Here is a 9,985-nt window from a genome sequence, read left to right on the forward strand (position 1 = left end):
AGATGTGTAATAGCGACAGCCCCCGCACCGCCCGCACCACGCCCGACGCCGCCAGCTCGGCCAGCTCGCCGTGCAGATACTCGCCCAGCTCGGCCGACCGCTGCTGGTACTCCCCGGTGCGCAGCATCGCCACCACCTCCGACGCCACCGCGCACGCCAGCGGATTGCCGCCGAAGGTGGAGCCGTGGCTGCCCGGGGTGAAGACATCCAGGACGGCCCGCGAGGAGACCACCGCGGACACCGGCACGATGCCGCCGCCCAGCGCCTTGCCCAGCACATAGACGTCCGGCTGGACCCCCTCGTGCTCACAGGCGAACGTCCGCCCGGTGCGCCCCAGACCCGACTGCACCTCGTCCGCGATCAGCAGCGCCCCGCTGCGCCGGGTGATCTCCCGGGCGGCGGCCAGATAGCCCGGCGGCGGCACCAGCACCCCGGCCTCGCCCTGGATCGGCTCCAGCAGCACCGCGACCGTACGGTCGCCCACCGCCGCCTCCAGGGCCGCCCGGTCCCCGTACGGGACCACGTCGAAGCCGGGGGTGAACGGCCCGAAGCCGTCCCGGGCCTCCGGGTCGGTGGAGAAGGAGACCACGGTTGTGGTGCGGCCGTGGAAGTTGCCCGCCGCGACCACGATCCGCGCCTCGCCCGCCGGTACCCCCTTGACCTTGTAGCCCCACAGCCGGGCGGTCTTCACCGCCGTCTCCACCGCCTCCGCGCCGGTGTTCATCGGCAGCACCGCCTCCATGCCGCACAGCTCGGCGAGGTCGGCGCAGAAGGCGGCGAAGCGGTCGTGGTGGAAGGCGCGTGAGGTGAGGGTGACCCGCTCCAGCTGCGCCGCGGCGGCGGCCACCAGCCGGGGGTGGCGGTGCCCGAAGTTGAGCGCCGAGTAGCCCGCCAGCAGATCGAGGTAGCGGCGGCCCTCCACATCGGTCATCCAGGCGCCCTCGGCCTCGGCGACCACCACCGGCAGCGGATGGTAGTTGTGGGCGCTGTGGGCGTCGGCTGCCGCGACCAGGGCGGCACTGAGGGTCGGCCGTTCGCTCATGTTCGTCTCCGTGGGTCGCCGTTGACCGGGTGGGTGTCTTGTTCTGGTACTTCCCCGGCCGGGCCGTGTTCTCCCGTCCCCCCGGGCGCCCGCCGCTAGAATGGCCGGTGCCGCGACTGGCGAACTGCGTGGAAACGACCACGGGGAAGCGGCTCAGCAGCACCTCCGGGACGCCGTCCGCCTGGGCACCCGGGTCAGCAGTCGTACCGCACGACCGACCCGGGAGACACGCGATGACCGCACTCCATGACCGCCACCCCGCCCTTGCCGCAGCCGACCCCGAGCTCGCCGCACTGATCGGCGCCGAGGAACGGCTCCAGGCCGACACCCTGCGGCTGATCCCCAGCGAGAACTACGTCTCGCAGGCCGTGCTGGAGGCCTCCGGCACGGTGCTGCAGAACAAGTACTCCGAGGGCTACGCGGGCAAGCGCTACTACGAGGGCCAGCAGAACATCGACCAGGTCGAGTCGCTGGCGATCGACCGGGCCAAGGCCCTCTTCGGCGTCGACCACGCCAATGTCCAGCCGTACTCGGGCTCCCCCGCCAACCTCGCCGTCTACCTGGCGTTCCTGCAGCCCGGTGACACCGTGCTCGGCATGTCGCTCCCGATGGGCGGCCACCTCACCCACGGCTGGGGCGTCTCCGCCACCGGCACCTGGTTCCGCGGCGTGCAGTACGGCGTGCGCAGGGACACCGGCCGCATCGACCTGGACGAGGTGCGGGACCTGGCACTGGCGGAGCGGCCCAAGCTGATCTTCTGCGGCGGCACCGCCGTCCCCCGGGTGATCGACTTCGCCGGGTTCGCGGAGATCGCCCGGGAGGTGGGCGCCGTCCTGGTCGCCGACATCGCCCACATCGCCGGGCTGATCGCCGGGGGCGCCCACCCCTCCCCGGTGCCGCACGCCGACGTCGTCTCCACCACCACCCACAAGACCCTGCGCGGTCCGCGCGGCGCCATGCTGATGTGCCGCCAGGAGCACGCCCGCGCGGTGGACCGGGCCGTCTTCCCCGGCCTCCAGGGCGGTCCGCACAACCAGACCACCGCCGCCATCGCCGTCGCCCTGCGCGAGGCCGCCACGCCGGAGTTCGGCGGCTACGCCCACCAGGTCGTCGCCAACGCCCGGGCGCTGGGCGAGCAGCTGGCCGCCCGCGGCTTCGACCTGGTCTCCGGCGGCACCGACAACCATCTGCTGCTGATCGACCTCACCGGCCGCGACGTCCCCGGCAAGGTCGCCGCCAAGGCCCTGGACCGGGCGGGCGTCGTGGTCAACTACAACACCGTCCCCTACGACACCCGCAAGCCCTTCGACCCCTCCGGCATCCGTATCGGCACCCCCTCGCTGACCTCGCGGGGCGTTCCCGAGTCCGAGATGGCCACCGTCGCCGAGTGGATCGACCGGGTGGTCACCGCCGCCCGCGGCGGCGACGAGGAGACGGTCGTCAAGGTCCGGGCCGAGGTCAAGGCGCTGATGGACGCCTACCCGGCCCCCGGGCTGCCGCTCGTCTGACCCCGGCTGCCCCGGCCGGCCGTTCAGCCGCGCCGGCCGGGGCCGAGCGTCGCCCAGACCGTCTTGCCGACACCGCAGGCGCGGGGCTCGCAGCCCCAGGCCTCGGCCAGCGCGTCCAGCACGGCCAGCCCCCTGCCCGACTCCGCCTCCTCGTCCGCCTCCCGCCGCCGGGGGAGGGCGGCCCCGTCCGCGTCGGAGACCTCGACGCGCAGCCGCCCGGGGTCGATCGCGAAGCGGACGCAGATCTCCCGGCCCGGCGACACCCGGGCGTGCCGTACCGCGTTGGCGACCAGTTCGCCCACCACCAGCTCTGCTGCGTCCCGGTACTGCGGCGACTCATGGATCGCCAGGAAGTACCGCAGCATCCGCCGTGCCGACCTTGCCGACACCGGATGCCGGGCGAACCACCACTCCGCCTCGCCCTTCGGCGTGATGGCGACCTGAGGATCAGCCATGACAAGCGCTCCCGACTACTCACAGCGATGAAATCGCTTCGTTCAGTCACCAAGCATTGCGGATCGTGACTACGGTGACGAGTGGTGAGCCATTGCCAGACGGCACTGTCAACAGGGGGTGGGTCTGTGGCCCGTCGACGGACCGAACGCGGATCGGCCGGCAACCCGGCCGCCCTCTTCGGGGCGGAACTGCGCCACGCCCGCGAGGCCAGGTCCTACTCGCAGGGTGAGCTGGCCAGGCTGCTCCATGTCGACCCGTCGCTGGTCTGCCGCATCGAGCGGGGCGGCCGGGTCCCGCAACGGGGCTTCGCCGAGGGCTGCGACCGGGTCCTGGGCACCGGCGGCCTGATGACCAGGCTCTGGGCCCAGGTGGACTGGTACGCGGAGGTGGAGCACCCGGACTGGTTCCAGCGGTACGCGGACATGGAGGCGGAGGCCGTCACGATCCGGCAGTTCCAACTCGCCCGGATCTCCGGCCTGTTGCAGACCGAGGACTATGCGCGGGCGCTCTTCTCCCGAGGCGGGGCCGAGGGGGCCGAGGAGCGGGTCGCCGCCCGGATGAGCAGGCAGCGACGCTTCCTGGTGGACGACTCGGCTTCTCTCGTGGTCGTCCTGGACGAGAGCGCGATCCGGATGAACGTGGGCGGGGCCGCAGTGATGCGCGGGCAGCTGGGGCACCTGCTGGAGATCGCCCGGCGTCCCAACATCGTGCTTCAGGTGGCGCCCTTCGACCGGCCGGAACTGAGGCGGCCCAACACGTCCATGACCATGCTGACCCTTCCGGACGGCCATCGATGGGCGTACTCGGAGAGCCTCGACCGGGGCCACTTCGGGGACGATCCGGCAGTGATCGCAAGGCATGAGCGCGCCTATGATGTGCTCAGAGCGCAGTGCCTGACGGTCCATGAGTCGATGATCCTGATCACCAGCCTGATGGAGGGGTACGGCCACCATGACGAAGCACGACTTGGGCGCCGCAGCATGGCGCAAGAGCAGCTACAGCGGGGACAACGGCGGCGAGTGCGTCGAGGTGGCCCCAGGATTCCCCGGCGTCGTTCCGGTGCGGGACAGTAAGGACCCGCAGGGCCCGGCGCTGGTCTTCCGGTCCTCCGCATGGGCGGCGTTCACGGCCGCCGTGAAGTCGGGCGAGCTGGGCTGACAGCGGCTGCGCGCAGCTGAGCCGCTCCGTCCTGCCGGTACTGCTCCGAGGACGTGCGGCCCAGCGCTGGGCGGACGTCATGCGGGCACAGGCGCCGCCGGGCCGATCTGCTGCGGGGGCCGCCGGGTGTTCCGGGCGTCATGTTGCCGAGCGTTCGGCCGGGCTGTCGGTGGCCTGCGGCACACTGGGACGGTCGGCAGGAGCGCATCGCTCCGGACGGCCATCGGATGACCGAAGGAGAGCGAGCCCGGTGAGCGCAGAGCCAGCACATCACGGTGAACACGAGGCGCTGTTTCCCATGCCGCCGCTGACCGAAGGCGCCCTGCGTGTGGCCGTCGCCACGATCGACCTCGCGGAGGCGGTGCGTTTCGAGCGCGAGTTCCATGGAGCGTGGCAGGAAGCGGTGCAGACCGACAGCACCGTGCCCATGCACACCTTCCTCCACCGCTGGGGGGTCTTCGTGGCACTCCGGCGTTATCCAGCGAGGGCCGCCAGGTTGCGGCAACTGGAGGAGGCCGTCGCGCGGTCGACCGATCGCGCGGAAGTGCAGCGGGCATCCGTCGCCATCAGCACTCTCCTGGCCGAGGCATCCCGCGAGGTGGCTGCGTGACGGAGTGGGACTGGGAGTACATGCCCGATCCCGAGCAGGTCGTGGGCGGTCTGAGCCCCGGAATCCGCGCACAGGTCGACCTGCTGGCCCGCAGGCTCGCGGACGCAGCGGCCGTCAGGTACCTCGGTGAGCCCCCGGCCGAGGAGCCTGGTGTCTCCCCGCTGCTCGACCATGCCGAGGGGCGTCTGATCGTCTGGTACCTGGAACATCGGCGTCTGTTCCAGGTCCTTGTCGTCCGGGTCCAGTGCTGGCCCGATCACGGCGCGGTCTGAGTGCGGGCCTTCGTCTCCGCCTGGGCGGCGTTCATGGCCGCCGTGAAGTCCGGCGAGTTGGGCTGACAGCGGCTGAAGACCGCTGAACCGCGGGCCGACGGCTTTCCGGCGAAGGCCCTCCGCTGGGACAGTCGGCGGTGTGGTGACAAGGCGGCGGTTACGCGGGTTCTGGTGGAACTACTGGCCGTTACTGGTGCTGCCGGTGGTGGCTGTGCTGCTCGATCTGGCGCTCGTCGGGGTGGACGAGGCGTGGACGGTGTCCGACTGGGTCACCAATGTGGTTCTGGGCGGTGTCACCCCGGTGGGCGTGGGCATCCTGCTGGCGCGGCGCCAGACGATGATCCAGGAGGCGCTGGCGGACCTGGAGCTGACCGAGAAGGTCGCCATGCTGTCGTCCGCCGGAGCCGAGCTGCGCGACGGCCTCCGCCCCGGCCGGACCCTGCGGGCGCTGTACGACGCCCGGGCGGGGCTGACGCTGGTCCGGCTCGCCCGGGAGCCGATGCAGCGGGAGTACCTGGGCGCGGTGACCGGGATGCTGTCCCAGGTGGAGCGTGGCCTGCGCACCTCGCTGACCGCGTACCTCCACTGGACCGCGGACGACTGGGCCGCCTTCCGCCGGGTGGTCGCCGCGCTGCGGGAGCATGCGCAGGCGGGTGCCCGCCGCTCGGCTCTGAGCCGCGAGGCATGGACGGACAGCATCGGACCGACGACGGAGGCGCTGATGAACGTGCCCGGTGACCGGGTCCCCTTCGAGGCGTTCCGGGAGCACTTCACCCGGGGGCCCGACCGCATCAGGGTGGCTCTCGACTGGGATCGCCTGGCCGCGCTGGTGGCCGCGGGAGCGGCGGAGGTACGGGCGCTGACCATCGATCTCCAGCCCTACGGGGGGACCGCCGAGCTCGACGCGTTCGCGGCGCCCTGGTACACCGCGGACGGCGCCGAGGTGGCGTACGACCATGGCGACGCCGTCCCGTTGGGGTTCGCGGGGCTGGCGGAGGGGCTCGGCTGCCTGTCGGAGGACCGCCGGGCGCGGGTCGAGGCGATCCGCAGCCGCTACGCCCAGTCCGACGGGCGGCGCATCGAGCTGGTGCTCGCGACCTGGGCCCTGCCCGGCGGCCGTCGGCTGGTGCTGGACGGCAACCACCGGCTGGCCGCCCTCGCCGGGCTGGTGGGCCAGGGGTGCCCGGTCACCGTCCGGGAGTTCCGGATCGTGACGACCGGGCCGGCCCCGGCGCCGGAGCTGGTGCCGGACCTGGCCCACCACCGGGCGGCGGCGGAGTCCCGCTGAGGTCAGCCGAGCCTGCGGGCGCCGCTGAGGGCCTTGGCCAGGTTCTCCAGCAGCGGTGCCGAACCCGCCCAGGAGAAGCGCGGCACGGCGTCCCAGCCGGCGATCTGGCCCGCCCTGACGGCCGGGAGGTCGTTCCAGGCGGGCTTGGAGGCGAGGTCCCCGGGCTGCAGGGAGGTGCTGCGGCTGTCCAGCAGGAGCAGGTCGGCGTGGTACTTGCCGGCGTTCTCCCAGCTGAGGCTCTCGTAGTAGTCGCCGCCGTCGGTCTTCTCCGGGACGACGAACCGCACGCCCAGCTCGGTGAAGTAGCGAAGGTCGGCGGCTGAGGCGGGCTTGGAGACATAGAGGATGTCGGCGCTTCCCGAACAGGCCATCACCTTCAGCCCGCCGCTGGCCTTCGCGGCCCGGCGCACGGTCTCGGCGGCCTGCTCGAAGCGGGTCCTGGCGTCGGTGACCCGCTTGGCGGTCAGATCGGCGCCCAGAGACCGGGCGAGGTCGGCATAGCGCTGGATGGGTACCGGCAGCGAGGCGTGGCCGACGTCGACGGCGACTGCGGGGGCCAGCTTGAGTATCCGGTCGCGGCTCTCGTCCGGGACGTACCAGAGGCCGGGCGCCTTGGCGTCGTAGGTGTGGGTGACCAGCAGCTCGGGGTTGAGGGCGGCGTACTTCTCGATGCCGAACTCGCCCCAGACGTTGCCGAGCACGGTCACCTTCCGCACGTCGAGGTCGCCGGCCTGGGCGGAGGGGGAGCCGTCCTGCCGGATGGTCTCGCCGAAGACGCCGACGATGCGGTCCTGGAGGCCGAGGTCGACCAGGGCGGCGGCGGTGCCGGTGAAGGCGACGATGCGCCGGGGGGTGGTGCGGGCGGTGACCTTCGTCCCGCGGTCGTCGGTGTACGACCAGGGGCCGTTCGCCGTGCCGGGCGCTGCTGATGAGGCGTCAGGCGCCTTTGCTCCCGTCGTCCGTGTGGTTCCCGTGCTGCCGCAGGCGCTGAGCAGGGCGCCGGCTCCGAGGGCGCCGCCGGCGGCCAGCAGACCGCGGCGGGAGAGGGGGTGAGGCATGACGAAGCCTTTCGTGCGGACCGGCCGGGAGTGGATGTTAGGTTAACCTAACCTAAGTTCCTTGGAGAGCGCACATGCCTGTCACCACGTCACCCCGCGCCCCGGCCCGGACGGTGCCGCAGGTCCGCGGCCGCCCCGCCGCGCTCGGCCTGCTCGCCGCACTGCTGGCGCTGCTGGCCGTCCTGGTGCTGAGCATCGGAGTCGGCGCCAGACCCCTGTCCCCCGCCGGGGTCTGGCACGGCCTCCTCGACAGCGGATCCGCCGACTACACCGTCGTCCACCGGATGCGCCTGCCCCGCACCCTGCTCGGCCTGGCCGCAGGAGTCGCCCTGGGCCTGGCCGGCGGAGTGATGCAGGCACTCACCCGCAACCCGCTCGCCGACCCCGGGCTGCTCGGCATCAACGCGGGCGCCGCCGCGGCGGTGGCCACCGCCACCGCCTTCCTCGGGGTCTCCACCCCCGGCGGCTGGGTGTGGTTCGCCCTGCTCGGCTCCGCAGCCGTGGCGACCCTGGTCCACGCCGTCGGCGGCGGACGCGGCGCCACCCCGGCCCGGCTGGCGCTCGCCGGAGCCGCCCTCAACGCCACCCTCTACTCCTACGTCGACGCGGTGATGCTCACCGACACCTCCTCGCTCGACCGGATGCGCTTCTGGACGGTCGGCTCCCTGGCCGCCGCCCAGCCCTCCACCGTGACCGCGGTGCTGCCGTTCATCGCCGTCGGCACCGCCGCCGCCCTCGCCCTGGCCCGCCCCCTCAACGCCCTCGCCCTCGGCGACGACCAGGCGCGGGCGCTCGGCGCCCGCCCCGGCCTGGTCCGCGCCGCCGCCATCGCGGCGGTGACCCTGCTCTGCGGCTCCGCCACCGCCGCCTGCGGGCCCGTGGTCTTCGTCGGCCTGCTGGTCCCCCACCTGGTACGCGCGCTCACCGGCCCCGACCTGCGCCGGCTGCTGCCGTACTGCGCCCTGCTCGCCCCCGTGCTGCTGCTCGGCTCCGACGTCCTCGGCCGGGTGCTGGGCAGGCCGGGCGAACTCCAGGTCGGGACCGTCACCGCGGTCCTCGGCGGACTGCTCTTCCTCCACCTGGTCCGGCGGGGAAAGGCGGCCGCGGCATGAGGGTCCTCCGTCTGGGGACGGCCGTCAGCCTGCCCGTACGCCTCCGGGCGGTCGCAGCGGCGGCCGGCTGCGCCCTGGTGGCCGTCGCCGTCGCCCTGCACACCGTCGGCAGCGGCGACTACCCGATGAGCATCGCCGAGGTGCTGCGCACGGCCGCCGGCGGCGGCACCGCCACCCAGGACTTCGTCGTCAACCAGCTGCGGCTGCCCAGAGCGGTCGCCGCACTGCTGGTCGGCGCGGCGCTGGGACTCTCCGGCGCGGTCTTCCAGTCCCTGGTGCGCAACCCGCTGGGCAGCCCCGACCTGCTGGGCTTCACCCAGGGCTCCGCGGCCGGTGCCCTCGCCGTGGTCGTCACCGGCGGCGGCACCCTCGCACTGGCCGGCGGCGCCGTCGCCGGCGGCCTGCTCACCGGGGCGCTGATCTACGCCCTGGCCTGGCGGCAGGGCGTCCAGGGACAGCGCCTGGTCCTGGTGGGCATCGCCGTCTCGGCCGTCCTCACCGGCGTCAACGGCTTTCTGCTGACCCGCGGACAGCTGATGGACGCCGCCCGTGCGGTGCTCTGGCTCACCGGCAGCCTCGACGGCCGCGGCTGGTTCGACCTGCTGCCGCTGCTCGTCGCCACCGCCGTGCTGGCGCCCGTGGTGCTGGCCGGCTGCGGCCGGGCGCTGCGGATGATGGAGATGGGCGACGACACCGCGTACGGCCTCGGCATCCCGGTGGAGCGGGTACGGCTGACCCTGCTGGGCGCCGCCGTCCTGCTGGCCGCCTTCGCCGCGGCCACCGCCGGACCGGTCGCCTTCGTCGCGCTCACCGCACCCCAGCTGGCCAGGCGGCTCACCGCCGCGCCCGGCCCGGGCCTCCTCCCCGCCGCCTGCATGGGCGCCGCCCTCACCGCCGTCGCCGACTGGGCCGCCCAGCGGCTGATCCCCGGACACCAGCTGCCCGTCGGCGTGGTCACCGGCGCCCTCGGCGGCGCCTACCTGGTCTGGCTGCTCGCCGCCCAGCGCAGCAGAGGCCGGATATGACCCACCCGCACCCCCCCTGGAGCAGTGATGACGACCCGGCTGAGCGGCACCGGCCTCACCCTCGCCTACGACCGGCGGACCGTCGCCGAGGACCTCACCGTCGAGGTGCCCGACCACTCCTTCACCGTCATTGTCGGCCCCAACGCCTGCGGCAAGTCCACCCTGCTGCGCGCCCTCGCCCGGATGCTCCGGCCCGCCGCCGGAAGCGTCCTGCTGGACGGCCGGGACATCGCCGGCCTGCCCGCCCGGCAGGTCGCCCGGACCCTCGGCCTGCTGCCCCAGTCGTCGGTCGCCCCCGACGGCATCACCGTCGCCGAACTCGTCGCCCGCGGCCGCCACCCCCACCAGCGCCTGCTGCGGCAGTGGTCGGCAGAGGACGAGCGGGTGGTCGCCGAGTCGATGGCCGCCACCGGCGTCACCGGGCTCGCCGACCGGGAGGTGGAGCAGCTCTCCGGC

General features: G+C 73.4%; 12 protein-coding genes and 1 riboswitch. Of the genes, 9 read left to right on the forward strand and 3 right to left on the reverse strand.

The window, feature by feature from the left end:
- Positions 1–1,042 (reverse strand): ornithine--oxo-acid transaminase (rocD, locus tag AOK09_RS31880; RefSeq protein WP_055590705.1); only part of this gene is annotated, 1,042 nt, incomplete at its 3' end.
- A 102-nt stretch (positions 1,043–1,144) separates the two neighbouring features.
- A riboswitch (ZMP/ZTP riboswitch) is annotated at positions 1,145–1,236 on the forward strand.
- A gap of 39 nt (positions 1,237–1,275) precedes the next feature.
- Between rocD and AOK09_RS31885 the strand changes: the two genes are divergently transcribed.
- A complete protein-coding gene (locus AOK09_RS31885) occupies positions 1,276–2,550 on the forward strand; it encodes a serine hydroxymethyltransferase (protein ID WP_055590706.1) in 1,275 nt (424 codons plus the stop codon).
- A 23-nt stretch (positions 2,551–2,573) separates the two neighbouring features.
- Here AOK09_RS31885 and AOK09_RS31890 read toward each other — a convergent pair whose 3' ends face one another.
- A complete protein-coding gene (locus tag AOK09_RS31890; protein WP_079063595.1) occupies positions 2,574–3,005 on the reverse strand; it encodes an ATP-binding protein in 432 nt (143 codons plus the stop codon).
- 126 nt (positions 3,006–3,131) lie between these two features.
- On the opposite strand from AOK09_RS31890, the gene AOK09_RS42740 reads away from it, so the two are divergent.
- The 5 genes from AOK09_RS42740 to AOK09_RS31910 all read left to right on the forward strand — a co-directional run bounded on the left by AOK09_RS42740 (position 3,132) and on the right by AOK09_RS31910 (position 6,334).
- A complete protein-coding gene (locus tag AOK09_RS42740; protein WP_245687579.1) occupies positions 3,132–4,079 on the forward strand; it encodes a helix-turn-helix domain-containing protein in 948 nt (315 codons plus the stop codon).
- Positions 4,036–4,164, forward strand: coding sequence for a DUF397 domain-containing protein (locus tag AOK09_RS42745; protein ID WP_245687580.1), 129 nt, complete (start codon positions 4,036–4,038; stop codon positions 4,162–4,164). Before AOK09_RS42740 ends, AOK09_RS42745 begins: the two co-directional genes overlap by 44 nt.
- A 250-nt stretch (positions 4,165–4,414) precedes the next feature.
- Positions 4,415–4,774 (forward strand): hypothetical protein, encoded by a 360-nt coding sequence (locus AOK09_RS31900; RefSeq protein ID WP_245687581.1) that lies wholly within the window; start codon positions 4,415–4,417, stop codon positions 4,772–4,774.
- On the forward strand, positions 4,771–5,046 hold the full coding sequence (locus tag AOK09_RS31905; RefSeq protein WP_055590708.1) for a hypothetical protein: 276 nt from the start codon (positions 4,771–4,773) through the stop codon (positions 5,044–5,046). The genes AOK09_RS31900 and AOK09_RS31905 overlap by 4 nt, the downstream gene beginning before the upstream one ends.
- A gap of 139 nt (positions 5,047–5,185) precedes the next feature.
- On the forward strand, positions 5,186–6,334 hold the full coding sequence (locus AOK09_RS31910; protein ID WP_157876116.1) for a ParB N-terminal domain-containing protein: 1,149 nt from the start codon (positions 5,186–5,188) through the stop codon (positions 6,332–6,334).
- Between the two features lie 2 nt (positions 6,335–6,336).
- On the opposite strand, the gene AOK09_RS31915 is transcribed toward AOK09_RS31910, so the two are convergent.
- A complete protein-coding gene (locus AOK09_RS31915) occupies positions 6,337–7,392 on the reverse strand; it encodes an ABC transporter substrate-binding protein (RefSeq protein ID WP_055590710.1) in 1,056 nt (351 codons plus the stop codon).
- 74 nt (positions 7,393–7,466) lie between these two features.
- Here AOK09_RS31915 and AOK09_RS31920 point away from each other — a divergent pair, with 74 nt between their 5' ends.
- The 3 genes from AOK09_RS31920 to AOK09_RS31930 form a co-directional block, all read left to right on the forward strand.
- Entirely contained in the window at positions 7,467–8,504 is a 1,038-nt protein-coding gene (locus AOK09_RS31920; protein ID WP_055590711.1) for a FecCD family ABC transporter permease, read from the forward strand.
- A complete protein-coding gene (locus tag AOK09_RS31925; RefSeq protein WP_055590712.1) occupies positions 8,501–9,529 on the forward strand; it encodes a FecCD family ABC transporter permease in 1,029 nt (342 codons plus the stop codon). Before AOK09_RS31920 ends, AOK09_RS31925 begins: the two co-directional genes overlap by 4 nt.
- Positions 9,530–9,556: 27 nt before the next feature.
- A partial coding sequence (locus tag AOK09_RS31930) for an ABC transporter ATP-binding protein (protein ID WP_157876117.1) occupies positions 9,557–9,985 on the forward strand: 429 nt, incomplete at its 3' end.

The organism is Peterkaempfera griseoplana (genome assembly GCF_001418575.1).
In the GTDB taxonomy this organism is placed as follows: Bacteria; Actinomycetota; Actinomycetes; order Streptomycetales; family Streptomycetaceae; genus Peterkaempfera; species Peterkaempfera griseoplana.

Excerpts from the sequence above, each read along its gene's own strand:
- AOK09_RS31890 (WP_079063595.1), bottom strand. The coding sequence starts at position 3,005 with ATGGCTGATCCTCAGGTCGCCATCACGCCGAAGGGCGAGGCGGAGTGG.
- AOK09_RS31920 (WP_055590711.1), top strand. The coding sequence starts at position 7,467 with ATGCCTGTCACCACGTCACCCCGCGCCCCGGCCCGGACGGTGCCGCAG.
- AOK09_RS31925 (WP_055590712.1), top strand. The coding sequence starts at position 8,501 with ATGAGGGTCCTCCGTCTGGGGACGGCCGTCAGCCTGCCCGTACGCCTC.
- AOK09_RS31885 (WP_055590706.1), top strand. The coding sequence starts at position 1,276 with ATGACCGCACTCCATGACCGCCACCCCGCCCTTGCCGCAGCCGACCCC.
- AOK09_RS31915 (WP_055590710.1), bottom strand. The coding sequence starts at position 7,392 with ATGCCTCACCCCCTCTCCCGCCGCGGTCTGCTGGCCGCCGGCGGCGCC.